Origin of the sequence: Sphingobacterium prati (genome assembly GCF_013167215.1) — a bacterium.
Classification (GTDB): Bacteria; Bacteroidota; Bacteroidia; order Sphingobacteriales; family Sphingobacteriaceae; genus Sphingobacterium; species Sphingobacterium prati.
The window spans coordinates 557,144-572,868 of record NZ_JABJWY010000038.1; the positions used below are offsets into that span (position 1 = coordinate 557,144).

General features: G+C 40.3%; 10 protein-coding genes. 7 read left to right on the forward strand and 3 right to left on the reverse strand.

Features of this window, described 5'->3' with window-relative positions:
• Positions 1-38: 38 nt before the first annotated feature.
• From bcp to HPC41_RS21785, 3 genes are all read right to left on the reverse strand, one after another.
• Complete coding sequence (gene bcp, locus HPC41_RS21775; protein WP_172396192.1) at positions 39-500, reverse strand: thioredoxin-dependent thiol peroxidase; 462 nt, start codon at positions 498-500, stop codon at positions 39-41.
• Between the two features lie 127 nt (positions 501-627).
• Complete coding sequence (locus HPC41_RS21780; protein ID WP_172396193.1) at positions 628-2,352, reverse strand: M23 family metallopeptidase; 1,725 nt, start codon at positions 2,350-2,352, stop codon at positions 628-630.
• A 10-nt stretch (positions 2,353-2,362) separates the two neighbouring features.
• Positions 2,363-2,974 (reverse strand): fumarylacetoacetate hydrolase family protein, encoded by a 612-nt coding sequence (locus HPC41_RS21785; RefSeq protein WP_172396194.1) that lies wholly within the window; start codon positions 2,972-2,974, stop codon positions 2,363-2,365.
• 406 nt (positions 2,975-3,380) lie between these two features.
• On the opposite strand from HPC41_RS21785, the gene HPC41_RS21790 reads away from it, so the two are divergent.
• The 7 genes from HPC41_RS21790 (at position 3,381) to HPC41_RS21820 (ending at position 15,712) form a co-directional block, all read left to right on the forward strand.
• Positions 3,381-4,019, forward strand: coding sequence for a DUF6266 family protein (locus tag HPC41_RS21790; RefSeq protein WP_172396195.1), 639 nt, complete (start codon positions 3,381-3,383; stop codon positions 4,017-4,019).
• Positions 4,020-4,052: 33 nt separating this feature from the next.
• The gene (locus HPC41_RS21795) at positions 4,053-4,712 is read left to right on the forward strand and encodes an HAD family hydrolase (protein WP_172396196.1); all 660 of its coding nucleotides are present in this window, start codon (positions 4,053-4,055) and stop codon (positions 4,710-4,712) included.
• An 86-nt stretch (positions 4,713-4,798) separates the two neighbouring features.
• Positions 4,799-5,287, forward strand: coding sequence for a gluconate 2-dehydrogenase subunit 3 family protein (locus HPC41_RS21800; protein WP_172396197.1), 489 nt, complete (start codon positions 4,799-4,801; stop codon positions 5,285-5,287).
• A gap of 7 nt (positions 5,288-5,294) precedes the next feature.
• The gene (locus tag HPC41_RS21805) at positions 5,295-7,010 is read left to right on the forward strand and encodes a GMC oxidoreductase (protein WP_172396198.1); all 1,716 of its coding nucleotides are present in this window, start codon (positions 5,295-5,297) and stop codon (positions 7,008-7,010) included.
• A 399-nt stretch (positions 7,011-7,409) separates the two neighbouring features.
• On the forward strand, positions 7,410-10,592 hold the full coding sequence (locus HPC41_RS21810) for a SusC/RagA family TonB-linked outer membrane protein (RefSeq protein ID WP_172396199.1): 3,183 nt from the start codon (positions 7,410-7,412) through the stop codon (positions 10,590-10,592).
• Between the two features lie 18 nt (positions 10,593-10,610).
• On the forward strand, positions 10,611-12,173 hold the full coding sequence (locus HPC41_RS21815) for a RagB/SusD family nutrient uptake outer membrane protein (protein WP_172396200.1): 1,563 nt from the start codon (positions 10,611-10,613) through the stop codon (positions 12,171-12,173).
• 485 nt (positions 12,174-12,658) lie between these two features.
• The gene (locus HPC41_RS21820) at positions 12,659-15,712 is read left to right on the forward strand and encodes a SusC/RagA family TonB-linked outer membrane protein (protein ID WP_172396201.1); all 3,054 of its coding nucleotides are present in this window, start codon (positions 12,659-12,661) and stop codon (positions 15,710-15,712) included.
• Positions 15,713-15,725 lie beyond the last annotated feature (13 nt).

A 15,725-nucleotide genomic window follows, 5' to 3' on the forward strand; every position in this document is an offset into this window, starting at 1 on the left:
AAGTAAACATAAGAATTGATGGCGTGAATATGATCCTATTAACTGCTCAAATCGCGGATCTGTTGGGATGCATTTTTGTTATCCACTTTTTTGATGATATGCTGAATAATGCCCTGCTCATCGATCACGAAGGTTGTACGTGCTGTACCCATATATTTTTTTCCATACATGTTCTTTTCTACCCATACACCGTATGCTTCGACAAGACGTTTGTCTTCATCTACAAGTAGTTGAAATGGTAATTCATGTTTGGTCATAAATTTTTGATGAGACGCCTCATTATCCACGCTGACGCCTATGATTTCATAACCATCCTTTTTTAGGGATTGATAATTGTCCCTAAAGTTGCAAGCCTCGGTTGTACATCCAGGCGTATTGTCTTTGGGGTAAAAGTAGAGAATGACTTTTTTTCCTTTGAAATCCGAAAGATGGACCGTTTCACCATGTTGATTTTTTGCACTGAAATCTGGTGCTTGTTGTCCTATTTCTAGTGTTGCCATATGTATTGCTATTTAGCTTATTAAGTTACGATATTATCCGATGATAACCCATCAGGAGTGTAAACTTGCGCACAAAAAAGAAGCAAGAATAAAACCCATGGTATATGAACCACTCAGAGGAGCTTCATTACCTGCTGAAGGAAGCTTCGTATATTTTTAAATTTCCTTTATTGTCTTTCACTTCCAACTTGAAGCTGTGCGAGCCACTGCTTAGATTGGACTCAAACTCATGCCATAAGTGTCTGGTTTTGGGGTCATACTTCATTAGAGCCCATTTGCCATCTATATATGCATCGAAGGTATCTATGCCCGAGAGATTATCGCTGATGGTAAAATCTATGGAGCGTTGATTGGATACATTCTTACCGTCGGTCAGGTTTCGGGCCGTGATATTAGGGGCAATGGTATCCACAGCAACATAGAACCCGCCAAATTCACGCACGTTGGCGACGACCCATCCATTTTCATATTTACCACCTTGCGCTCCACCGTCTGTAGAGACGATCAGTGCCTTGCCATATAGACGTTCCGGTAAGCTATAATCTGGCTTGATCATTAGTTTGTAATACCCGAAAACAGGTGTATAGGCATTGTGGATATAATGCGTGGCCGAATATCCCTTCGTGGACTTTGCACCTTGGGAATAATTAAAATAAAGGTCATTGTAAAGAATATTCTTACCCATATAGACGCGTGCATTTTCTGCCTCATATTTGTTATCATCAGCGTAATGAAACATTTTGAGGCCTTCGGCAGGCTTGCGGCTGATCGCTAAAGACGGATTGTTCTGTACCTTAAAATTGAGCTCGCTTTTATTGCCTTGTACATCCTTGACGACGTATTTTACGTCATGCACCTCATTATCTTTCAATTCGATCATCCCCAAATTGTCCAGGTGTTTATAGATCGTAATCGGATTATTGGGATCCTTGAAGCTTTTCTGAACCCGAACACCCGATTTCTTGAGGTAAGGATAGTCTACATACGATTGAATTGCACGAGTTTGGTCAAACGGGATGGCTTCGAATAGTACGGTACTGATATTTTTGTTGTCAAGAAATAGTTCGATCGAATAAACACCGTACGTAAAAGAAATACCGCCGCGTCTGTCTACCGTATTGATGCCCAGTCCAAAGTTGCCATTGACCGAAATAGGGGAGCCTGAAGCCAGGTTATAGCGCCCATTACCTAGCGATCTGATCGTTTGATGCCTGCGAGGCGTATTTTCGTCAAAGACTTCGCGGCCAAGATCGTAGACTGTTATACCTCTTATCAAAGGTGCTACCCCATCCGGAAATAAAAGCCCAAATAGCTGTGGGTTTAAGGGCAGCTGCGCCTTGGTATCCCGAATTTCAAAATGCAGGTGCGGCCCTGCTGAACCACCTGTGTTTCCGGAATTGGCGATAAATTCACCTTTTTTGACCGGTACTTGGTTAGGTTTTAAAAATACGTCGACATCAAAGCGTTTTTGTTTGTACTGCTCATCTTTTATAATCTTGGCAAGATCTGAATTAAAGCTTTCTAGATGCATATATACCGAAGTATACCCATTTGGATGATCAATGTAAATATAGTTGCCACCACCGCCGATTTGTACCCGTACACGTGAAACAAAGCCTTCTGCCGCCGCATGTACGGGGATATTGATGCGTTGTTGCGTTCGGTAGTCATCTCCACCATGGAAATGTGTTGCCCGTAACTCGCCAAATGATCCCGATGCTTGTGGAGCAATATCCATCGGACGTACGAAATAATTTTGCGGGTAGTTGCGGCTTTTGATAATATCCTGTGCCTGGACAACGCTAGTGGACAAAGTCAATACGCCTAATAAATATGCCGTTTTTTTAATCATTTCTACTTTTCTATTTGATCTTGCAGCTAAACATTTTTTGTTCTCCAATAAATCCTTCCAATACATCTCCAATTGCAACGGAGCCAACACCGACAGGAGTGCCCGTATAGATTAGGTCTCCTTTGCGGAGCGTGATAAATTTGGAGGTGTAGACAATCAGATCTTCAAATGAAAAAATCATGTCCTTGGTATTCCCCTGTTGCACGGTTTGTCCATTTTGCTGTAGAGAGAAGTCAATCGCATAGACATCCGCTAAATCTTCCTTTGGGATCAAGTTGCTAATCACTGCGGAGTGGTCGAAGGCTTTTGCCAATTCCCAGGGAAGGCTTTTTGCTTTAAGCTCCTGCTGTAGATCTCTTGCGGTGAAGTCGATTCCCAGGCCAATGGCATCGTAATAAGTTGAAGCAAATTTTGGCGTAACATGTTTGCCTTCTTTACAAACGCGGAGAACCACTTCAGTTTCGAACTGGATGTTTTTGGAAAATTCGGGGTAATAGAAATCTTTGTTATCTTTTAATACCGCAGTATCGGGCTTTAAAAATATGATTGGATGTTCAGGGACGGGATTATTGAGTTCTTTCGCGTGGTCGATGTAATTTCGGCCGATGGCAATTATTTTCATTGTATCAATTTTAAGACGATGAAGCTTTCAGATTTTTTCGTACTACGATGTGATTCGACCATTGATCATTTACCCTTCAGCTTGACCCTTGAAGTCACCGCAGTCGGATTAAATAGATCATGCTGATTCCATAAATGTAAAAACAAACTTAGCAAATGTCCAATGCTTATCCAAACAAATGACAGCAGTCAACTTAAATTATAATTGATATTGGTATATATATTTATATAGGGTTTAGTTAGGGTTTGTTTAGGTTTAAGTTAGGTTTTGTTTAGGTAATAGCTAATCAATACCTAACTAAAATCTAACGTAATTCTATTTTAAATCTAACCTATTGCAAACATTGGTGCCATTTATCTGTTATAATGGCAACATAGAAATTACAATTAAACCAAAAGCTTAAGAAATGGGTATATTACAAGATGGTCCGAACGGTGGTTTTCGGGGTAAAGTGGGCTCAGTATATGGTTATAATCTTAAAGGGCAGTGGATTATTCGAGGTGCACGGAGGAAAAGTAACAAACCTCCGACTGAGGCACAGCGATTACATCGCCAAAAACTAAAATTGGTAGGTGAGTTTTGCAGGGAAAATAAGCCTGTTTTTGATTTTGGCTATCGATTAAAAAAGGACAATGAAACTAAATATGGCGTATTTCAACTCGCTCAGAAGCATGTTTTCAACGATGTCGTTACGATTGATGCTGATAATAATCCGGTGGTGAATTTTGAAAACCTAAAGGTGTTTGCAGGAGAATTAATATCTCCCGAGCATGCAAAGGTAAGTTTGAATGACGGTCGTATCGATTTGGTATGGATACCAAACCCAGCTTATAACGATGAAATCTATAAGTTGAATCTGGCATTCGTTAGTTTAAGAGATTTGAGCTCACTAAAGTTGGCAATTGCAAATGCAGCCGATGGGCAATGCTCGGTAGAGATACCAGCTGAATTGAATAAAAAAGCCGAATATCATGTGTACATCGGTTTTTGGAATACATTACATAATGAGATATCTGATTCCGCTTATTGCGGGTTGCTTCGATAGGATTTTTCAACCGACTTGTGTATCTTTAACACTATGAATAAACTACAAGCCGTATTGTTTGATTTGGACGGTACTTTAATTGATTCGGAATATTTCTATTTTAAAAACTGGGCGCCGATCCTAAAACAAGAATTTGATCTGGAGATAACTTATGAGGATTGGATTCGTGATTTTGCGGGACATACCTTGGCGCATAACGTAAAACGTCTGGTCGAAGACTATGGATATGATACGACAGAGGAACATATGTGGAAAAGGACGCGTGCTGCTTATGCTAATTCCAATATGAGTGATATCGAATTAATGCCTTTTGCGAAAGATATTTTAATCTACCTAAAGGCAAATAACATTCGGATCGGATTGGTGACCTCAAGCTATCGCAGTACGGTGGATACCGTTTTGGGAAAACATGAACTGTTGGATTACTTTGAATTTTTTGTGACAAGGGAATGCGTGGAGTCCCCGAAGCCAAATCCCGAGCCTTATCGCTTGGCCTTGACAAAATTGGACTTACCGGCAGCGGTCTGTCTGGCGATCGAAGATACGATAACGGGTAGCCGGTCTGCTTTAGAAGCCAATTTGCAGCTAATTGCCGTAACAAAGCAAGAGGTGGAGCGGGCTAGACTAACAGCTGTTGATAACATTGTGGAAAACTTGCAGCAGGCAAAACAGCTATTATCTGGCTGGATTTAATGAAATCCAATAATTTAAACGTTTTAGCATTTGTAATTTAAGTTGGATATACGTAATATTACCAAATTGTAAAGGGAACTCTGATTATGAACCGTAGAACCGCAATAAAGCAATTTTTCATTATCGCAGGCGGACTGACTATTTTGTCATCCTGTCTGAATGATGGGGGGGCATCGATTGTATTGAATAAGCTGAAATTATCAGCGGAGGATGAAAAATTTTTGGGTGATCTTGTTGATGTACTCATTCCGAAATCGGACACCCCGGGAGGAAGGGAGCTCAACCTACACCTGTTCGTGATTAAGATGGTGGATGATTGTGAATCGCCGGAAAATCAGGAGAAATTTGTCTCCGGTTTTAATAAATTGAGAAAGCAGCTGAATCTTACCAATGGCAAGGAAACAGAAAATACGTTAGCCAATCTGGAAGATAAAACAGATGAAAAGGTCTTTTTTGAGATCTTTAAATCGCGTGCGATCCAAGGTTATATGAATTCGGAATATGTGATGAAGAATAAGGTTATTTATAAGCTTATTCCTGGACCGTATAAGGGTGCGGTAAAAATTAATGGATAAATCCAGCATGGCAAATCTAAATATTGACAGTGAAAAAAATAGAACCTACGACGCAATCGTGATTGGTTCGGGAATTAGTGGTGGTTGGTCCGCAAAGGAATTGTGCGAGAAGGGATTAAAAACGTTGGTTTTGGAGCGGGGACGAGATGTACAGCATATCAAGGACTATCCGACCACGAATATGATGCCGTGGGAGTTTGAGCATCGGAATGAAATGCCCTATCAAGTGAAGGCTGAAAATCCTATTGTTAGCAAATGTTATGCTTTTCATGAAGATGCGGCACATTTCTTTGTGAAAGACAAGGAGCATCCCTACATCCAAGAAAAACCTTTCGACTGGATCAGAGGGTATCAGGTCGGTGGTAAATCCTTGTTGTGGGCGAGACAGACCCAACGTTGGTCAGACTTTGACTTTGAGGGGCCAGCACGTGATGGTTTTGCAGTAGATTGGCCTATTCGCTATGCGGATTTAGCGCCATGGTATGCCTATGTAGAGAAATTTGCAGGTATTGCTGGGGACCATGATGGGCTTCCTGAATTGCCTGACGGTGAATTTCTGCCAGGGTATCCATTGAATATTGTCGAAAAGTATTTCAAGGAGAAGGTACAAAAGAAATTTCCGGAACGGAAGGTGATTTCTGCACGATGTGCACATCTTTCCAAACCTAACCAGATTCATATTGAGCAAGGTCGTGTACAATGCCAAAATCGTGTGCTGTGCCAAAGAGGATGTCCTTTTGGTGGGTATTTCAGTTCGAATGCAACGACAATTCCTTGGGCCGCTAAAACCGGAAATATGACCCTTCGCCCACATTCGGTGGTTCATTCTATCTTATATGATGAACAAAAAGGAAAAGCGGTAGGCGTACGGGTAATTGATACAAACACGAAAGAAGAAATCGACTTTTATGCAAAAGTGATTTTTGTCAATGCAGCGGCGATCAATACCAATCTTATCTTATTAAATTCCAAATCAAACCGTTTTCCAAATGGTTTGGGTAACGATAGTGGTGTACTCGGGAAATATGTGGCTTTCCATAATTACAGTGCACGTGTCTACGCCGAATACGAGGGACTATTGGATTATACCACAGAAGGCAGAAACCCTGCCGGCGGGGGATATATCCCACGTTTTCGAAACCTGCATAAGCAGGAGACAGACTTTTTACGAGGCTATGCCGCGGGTTTTGGCGCATCTCGAAGTAAGGAGTCCGATCGCTCTGGCTTAGGATTGGGACTTAAAGATAATCTCTTAAACCCCAAACAGGGAATTTGGCAGGTGGGGTCACACATGATGGGTGAGACCATACCAAAAGAATCGGGCATGGTTTCTCTGGATAGCAGTAAAACAGACGATTGGGGAATCCCATTGTTAAAGATTGCGGTCGATTACGATGAGAATGATGAAAAAATGAAAAAGGATTATATTGCGGTTATGACAGAGATGTTTACCGATGCCGGTTTCACGAACATTCGGCCGGACACACATTGGCAGGCTCCGGGGCTGGATATCCATGAGATGGGCGGGGTACGGATGGGGCACGACCCGAAGACTTCTGTATTGAACAAGTGGAATCAGATGCATGCTGTAAAAAATGTCTTTGTTACAGATGGCGCCTGCATGACTTCGACATCGACACAAAATCCATCATTGACTTATATGGCTTTTTCAGCGCGTTCAGTTGATTATGCGATCAGCGAAATGAAAAAGGGAAATATATAGTTTTAACGGTGGAAGATTTTGAAAATAAATCTTCCACCGTTTGAATTTAAAATACTAAATTACGGGCTAATTAAATATTAAAACTAGAAAAACATAACCAGAATGCTATAACCAAAAGAGGAAAAGAAAGACAGAAATTAACAGTATAAACCAAATTAACAGACCTTTTTTTGCAAAAATAGCAAAAGCGATTTAGCATACTAACGCGTATAACGATCGGCAGAGCTGAGATATAGCCGACGTTTTTTAGGGCAAAACATGTTAAATTGAAAAATTTATAAGGAAAGGTAAATGAACTAAAACCTTTTATTATAATCGATTATAGGGGAAAACTAAATTAAACTAAACGTTGTAGTATCTTTTTGCTAAAACGTTTTTATAAACCAAATCACTATTAATATGAGCAAAGTTGACGTAAAATCATTTGCGCGCCTTGGGAGAAAATCAAAGCTATTTTTCTCATTGGCTGTCATTGCTGGTACATTTCAACAAGTCAATGCGGCTGTAGCAACTTCAGCAGATTATGAAGGTAAATCCTTCGTAAAAGAAGTTCGTAATCTACAGCAACAACTGAAAGGAAAAGTGCTAGATGCTACCGGAAAACCTCTCGTAGGTGCTTCAGTAGCAGTTAAGGGAACTTCAAAAGGAGCCCAATCAGATGCACAGGGAAATTTCTCTGTGGAAGCAAAGCCTGGCGATGTGCTGGTCGTTTCCTCTGTCGGTTATAAATCGAAGGAAGTGACTGTATCAGGTCCCTCAGTAACTGTTCAGTTAGAGGATGATCAGAGCCAATTGGATGAGGTCGTTGTTGTCGGTTATGGTACCATGCGTAAATCAGATGTAACCGGTTCAATTGCGATGGTCAAAGGCGCAGATATGATCAAAGATCAAAGTTTCAGCGCGTTGGATGCCCTAAGAGGAAAAGCCTCAGGTGTCAATATCTTTTCTAATTCCAGTCAACCTGGCGCTAACGCGAATAGAGTCGTTATCCGTGGTGTGGCCACAATCAATTCCTCTTCGAACCCACTTTATGTCGTGGATGGGGTCGTCATGGAAGATTTTAATTTATTAAATCCAAATGATATCGAAAACATCGAGGTTTTAAAAGACGCTTCTTCTGCAGCTATTTACGGTGCGCGGGGAGCAAATGGTGTCATTTTGGTAACCACAAAACGCGGAAACAAAGACGGGTCCAGGACAATTAGTTATCAAGGATCAGCAGGGGTAAGTTCTGCCCAACGCTACATGGATCTGCTGAATGCACAGGAATGGGTAGATGCCTTTATGATCGGTCTTGAAAATGAGAATAAATATCAAGGAAAGTCTTGGTCCTTAGACAAGAAAACCTGGTTTAATGATGCAAATTATTTTGATGCCAATGGCAATCCTCTGTATGATACAGATTGGCAGCGCGAAGCAACTCGGACGGCTATTTCACATAATCACCAATTGAATGTACAACAAGGTGATGAAAAGTCATCCGTCGGCGCATTTTTGAATTATACGGATCAACAGGGAATTATGAACAATACCTGGAATAAACGGATAAATGCAAAAATGGCCTATGATGCAAAACCAACATCCTGGCTCTCTACGGCAATTAACTTGACGGTCAATCATACCTGGGGACGTTATACACCTGAAGATGGTGGCGGACAGGAAGCTCGTCGTACGATGATCGAGATGATTCCTTGGTATCCGGTTTATGATAAGAACGGTCTTTACACGAATTCAGCTTCATCTACTGTCGCTGAACAGCTGAGTTTTGAAGGGATGGCAAATCCGGTTTCCATTCTGGATTTGCAAAAACGCTTGCGTTATAATACGCAGATTTTTGGAAATGCGGCACTGACATTTCATCTGGCCGATGGTTTGGACCTGAAAACACAATTGGGGATTGACCATCATAGAAAGGATTACAAGGGATATTCTTCAAAACTATTGAATAATATTTCTCGGCCAAATGGATGGGCAGAACGTGCACATACAAATACCTTGTATTGGCAGGAAGAGACGTATTTAACGTATAATAAGCAATTCGACAAACACCGTATCAATGCGATGGCGGGTCTATCTTGGCAAAAGAAGACCTATGACTATGATAAAATGCGGACGGAAGGCCTTCCGGATGATTTCTATGAGTATAATAGAATGAATTTAGGTATTACACCAGCTACACCCGAATCTTTTTACAATGATTGGTCGATGAATTCGTACTTCTTGAGAGCTGCATATTCGTACGACAATCGTTATTCTGCAACAGTAACAAGTCGTTATGACGGTTCGTCCAAATTTGGTAGGAACAATAAATATGCGTTTTTCCCTTCATTAGGGCTTGCTTGGAATGTTTCCAATGAGGAGTTTTTAAAGGGTAATCAAACCATTAGTAACCTGAAATTACATACCAGCTATGGATTGACCGGAAACTCTGAAATTGATCCATATAGGTCATTGGCAATCGTAGATGCCGGTACGATCTTATTGAATAACACACGGGCTCCCTGGTCTTATGTCAGCACCATTGAAAATGAAGATCTAAAGTGGGAAAAAACAGCACAATTTGATGTTGGGGTGGAGTTGGGCTTACTTCAAAATCGCCTAAATTTCGATGTTTCTTATTATCGTCGAAAAACAACAGACCTCCTGTTGGAGACTCCGCTACCAAGAGCGACTGGTTTTAAATCCGTTATGAAAAATATCGGTTCCGTTCAAAATCAAGGCTTGGATATGATGATTACTGGTACGATTGTGACCAATGAGAATTTTGAATGGAAAGCATCGTTGAACGCCAACTATAACAAAAATAAAGTATTGACTTTAGGTGAGAACAATGCGGATATTCTAAAGAACGATTGGGTCGGTGGTGCGAATAGTGTTATCCGTGTTGGCGAAAACTTAAATAGCTTCTACGGTTATAGAAGGTTGGGCGTGTACACGCAAGCAGACGTGGATGCGGGTAATGCGCAAGTAAAAGACATCGGACGGGCCAAACGTACGACAGAAAAAGAAATTATCGGAAAAGGTCTGCCAGATTGGACCGGTAGTTTTGTGAATAACTTACGTTATAAAAATTTCGACTTTACGTTGGATCTCCAATTTGTTAAGGGGGTAGATGTCATGCAACAGTTCTTCCATTCTACTTACGACCGTTTTGGCATTACCAATGGTCTGAAGGAAATTTTAACCGATGCGTATAACGGCTCAAATCCAAATACCATGCAACAGGCGATTTATTTGACCAATGGAGGGCATGCTGGCCAGGATACCAACGTGGACGATTCATGGGTTGCGGACGGTTCTTATGTGCGCGTAAATTTGATCCAATTTGGCTATACATTTAATGCGGATGTATTAAAGCGGATGGGTTTGTCCAGACTACGTATCTATGCGAATGCAAATAATCCATTTTTATTTACGTCAAACGATTTTAAAGGTTATGACCCCGAAAGTACTTCTCAGTATGATCCAGAAATGACTTCTCAATTTACTGCTCAGGGGAATGGAAAATTTGGACAAAACATGACCTTTTTCTCCTATCCTAGAGCGAAAACATTCTCTTTGGGTGTTAATGTTACATTTTAATGCATAGAATTTAAAAAGATGAAGACTAAATTATTTTTGTTGTTATTGGCCGGAATGGCGCTAACAACATCCTGTAATAAATTTTTAGAAGAAAATCCTCGCTCAAACCTGTCATTAATAAGTTATTATGAGAATGAAGGACAGGCCGAAGCAACTGTAAATGCACTTTACCGTCGGGGTTCACCATTACGTTATTCTACAACAGGTTCTTATCTAGGGTCTACGGCATCCATTAATACCATTTTGACTGGTTATTTTACGAATAGTTATGAGGGGCAGGAGCGTGTCACTTTGTTTGCCCGTGAATTGACTCGGCAGCAAAATGCCAACGTGATATCTCCAACCATGAATACCATCTGGGATGAGGCTTATGAAGCCATCAATATTGCCAATGCTGGTGTAAAATATATCCCGCAAATAAGCATGGTCAATGAGACCAAGAAAAATACGTTATTGGCTGAGGCGAAATTCTTTAGAGCCTACAACTACTTTTATCTTGTCAAAACATTTGGAGCGCTCCCTTTGTATACACTACCAAATGAGAAACTTACTGATCCACTTTATCTAGAGCGTACCGATGCTGCGAAAATCTATGAATTGATTGAGGCGGACTTAAAAAGTGCCGTAGAAATATTGCCAGCCAAAAAATTCGCGGACAATGGTCATCGCATTACAAAATATGTAGCAGCAATGCTTTTGGCCGATGTTTATCTGCAGCAAGGTAAATTTGCTGACGCAGCAACTAATGCGAAAATTGTGGTTAATTCACCGCATAAAATGACGGAGAATATCGACTTCAAGGAAAATAGTGCGTATAACTTGTTGCGCAAGACGGATAACTTGGATGAGGTAATCTATGCGCAAGAATTTGATGACCTTGTTGCTAATAGTGGAGCGCGGACAGCGACTGCTTTTAACTCTACGGCAGTTTCGGTTTTTTCAACTTACTCAATATTTGAGCGTGTTTTTGGTCCGACCAAACAATTTTTAAATGTTTATGATAAAGAGGATTTAAGAATCCAGCCAAATCAGTTCTATCATTGGTCTTATACTAATCCGATTAATGGCAAAAAATGGACATCACAGGATGCCGGAATATGGTACTATGTCGATGAGCAGGCTTTGCTGACAACAGGAAGAGGTACAAAAGACTGGAATTTTTATCGATATGCAGAAGCATTGTTAACCGCGGCTGAAAGTATCGCTAAATCTACTGGAGTAAGTGCTGAAGCAGCAGGATATTTAGCACAGGTAAAAGCACGTGCGAATACGGCAGGAAAAACTGTCGCACAATTCACTTCTGAATTACAGGGACTGTCTGCAGAAAACTTTGTCAAAGAATGTTGGAAAGAACGTCTGCGCGAGCTGCCTTTAGAGTACAAAATGTGGGATGATATTGTACGGACAAGGATGTTCCCTGTGATTTCTACTACTGAGGCAGGAAAAGTAGATTTTGTTCCATTAATCGGAGCGAAGAACGCATCTGGCGCAGTATTTAAAGAATCCGATTTATTATGGCCAATTTCTCCTGATGAAATTCAGCGTAATAATAAATTGACCCAGAATCCGGGGTATCAATAGGGGATAGTAAACTAGTTATTATATGGATTCATTGATTAGAAATTCGGTTCTTCTCAATGAATCCATTTTTTATTGTATTAGTTTAAACTGCCTGCTGTCGCCGTTATTACTCCCATAGCAATGCGGTAATAATGGGCTAAGTTATTTATTTTAACAACTTTTTTTGATTTAAACTTAAAAATCCCTACCTTAATGTCCGAATCAAACACTTAAACTAAATACTAAACCAAAGGAGAGATCATATCGAATTTTCGAAAGCATATTTTTGCTTTTTATCTAAATAGCAAAACCGATTTTGCTAAATGGAAATGGCGATTCAATCGCTTATCACACTCAATTAAGAACATAGTTTTACTGATTCTAGCATTTGTTTTACGTGCAAATTCTGGAACCATTTTTTCAACTCAATATTAGAAGTGAATACTAACTATAAAAAAACGTTTTCTAAAAAGCTAAATCGTTTTACGCACCAATAAATACTATATATGAGCATAATTGATTTTAAAACAGTTGCGCGATTAAAAGGGAAATCTAAATTGTTTTTCTCACTCATTGTCCTTGCCGGTACAACGCAGCGTGCCCAAGCTTTTTCTTATGAAAATAGGCTAACGAGTCTATTTCTAAAAGAATCGAAAGGGGATCAAGAACAAATTAAGGGAAAAGTGCTTGATGTCAACGGGAAGCCAATTTCTGGGGTTAGCATCGCGGTAAAAGGGACGTCAAAAGGCACACAGTCAGATGTGTCAGGTAATTTCACTTTGGAGGCTAAAACTGGAGATGTATTAGTCGTTTCTTCTATCGGTTACAAAGCCAAGGAAATCACTGTTAATGGAACTGCTATTTCTGTTCAGTTGGAAGAAGATCAGAGCCAATTGGATGAAGTCGTTGTTGTTGGTTATGGGACGCAAAAAATGAAGGAAGTAACATCTTCTGTTGCGCACGTAAGCGCAGACCAATTTCGCCAAAGTGGGGCAAGAAACCCCTTGGACCTGATACAAGGTAAGGTCGCAGGTCTTCAGGTTTCCAGAAGTGGATCAAATCCTAATTCGGGAGTAGCCACGCAATTAAGGGGTGCAATTTCTGTCACAGGTAGCGCCAGCCCCCTTTTTGTCATTGATGGAATACCTGGAGGTAATCCAGACCTTTTGCAGCAAGATGATATCGAATCTGTGGATGTATTGAAAGATGGATCTGGTGCTGCTATCTATGGAACTAGTGCTAACGCAGGGGTTATTCTAATTACAACAAAAAGGGGAAAACCAGGTAAAGCTATATTCAACTATTCCAGTTATTTTAGAAAGGAGTTTGTTTATAACAAACCTGATTTTTTGACTCCACAGGAGTTTAGGGACAAGATCGCATCTGGTGAGTTAAAGCAAACAGATTTCGGGAATTCCACAAAGTTTTTTGATGATTTGGTTAATAAGGATAATTTTTCGCAAAATCATAATCTTTCATTGTCAGGAGGTAATGAGTCAACCACTTATCGCGGAAGCGTGAATTTCCGAAATCTGGAAGGTATCGCCAAGGAAAATTCGCGAAAGGAGTATACCGTGCGAACAAGTATCAATCAGAAGGGACTTAATGATCGCTTGAACGTTCTCTTGAATATAGCGACAAATACAAACAATGCAAACTTGTTGGGCGGCGGAGGATGGGAAAGCGAGGCAACCAAAAATCCGACGCTTTCAAATTTTAACGAAGATGGATCTTATCGCTATGATCGGACAAGTACAAATGAATTTGCTCGATTATTTACTGAGACCAGTTATCGGAAACAACAAACATCTTCACTCGATGGAAAAGCGGATTTAAATATAATTGAAGGGTTAAAAGCTAGTGTTTTTGGGTCGGTGCAGCGTAATTCCTATATAGATGGTGCTTATAGGGCTTTAAACAGCGAAGCATCGTTGGAAGACCAAGATTATCCAGGGGGCGGGTATGCTTCCAAATCCAATCTGTTGAATGAAAAGTATGCGTTTGAGCCCACACTCCAATACAATACGACAATCGCAGAGAAACATGGCATAACAGCATTGGCAGGTTACAGTTACCGTTATGAGAAAGATGAGGGGCAAAGTGCAGACAATAGGGGTTTTATAAACGATCGTTTTAATGAGGATAACATGTCGGAAGGGCAAGCGTTACGCGATGGACGTGCTAATCTGGACAGTTATAAGAACGATAATACATTGATCGCTTTTTTTGGTCGGATAAATTATACTTTCTCGGATAAGTATATGGCCCAATTTATTCTGAGACGTGAAGGTTCATCCAAATTCGGTGCGAATAACAAATGGGGAAGCTTTCCTGCGGTGTCAGTAGGCTGGAATATCAGCAATGAAGACTTTATGAAGGATGTTGCTTTTATAAATAATTTGAAATTACGTGCAGGTTATGGCGAAACGGGAAATACTGGTTTTGCAAATAATGCCTCTCGATTGACCTTAGGAGGAGGAGGTAAGTATTTGTACCCAGATGAAATCTACCGGGAAACCTATGGTCCGGACCGTAACCCCAATCCAAATTTAAGATGGGAGACCAAGAAAGAGACAAATATTGGCGTTGATTTCACGATGTTGAGCAATAAGCTTTCAGGTTCAATTGATCTTTTTCAAAGGAAAACCGTTGATCTTTTGGATACCTATACTACCCCTCAGCCACCTTATATAAGAAATAATATCTATTCCAATGTAGGTACACTTTCCTCGAAAGGTATTGAATTAGCATTGAGTTATCGCGCTATCGAGCATGATAATTTTAAGTGGAACATGGATTTTACGGCGAGCACATTGAAAAATGTATTAGAAAGTTATTCAAATGATATATTCAAAGTGAAATATAAAACATTTGGTGAGATCGGTGGAGCTGGCGCATTGGGTGATGCCTTTACGACTTATGAAGGGCACCGTATTGGTGAGTTTTTTGGTAAACGGTTTGCTGGATTTGATGATGAGGGAAAATGGCTATTTTATAATCGAAACGGCGAGGCTGTTCGCAATGACGCGATCAATAATTCAAGAGATGATTTAAGTGCTTCTGACCTGGCGGTGTTAGGAAACGCGGTTCCAAAATATTATCTCTCTTGGACCAATAATTTCTCTTATAAAAATTTTGATCTAAGAATCTTTATGCGAGGTAAATTCGACTACGATATATTAAACACGACAGCGCTTTCTTACGGCAACAAAGTATGGTCAGGGAATCTTTTGAGAGATGCATTTACCAAATATAAAGAAATAGACGATACCTATATGTACTCTGATTATTATTTGGAGAGCGGTAGCCACTTAAAAATTGATGAAGTTACGATCGGTTATCGGTTTAAATTGAAGAGCAATACGTGGGTAAATAATGTACGCGCGTATTTGACGGTTCAGAATTTGGCAACCATTACTGGTTATTCGGGAAATGATCCAGATTTTGTATTGGATACTGGCTTAGGGAACGAAATTAATGGGCAGCGTTTGGGCATTGACAGTAGAGGTCCCTATCCCAACACCAGATCAGTTTTGTTTGGTGTAAATTTTAGTTTTTAATGAATGATTATTA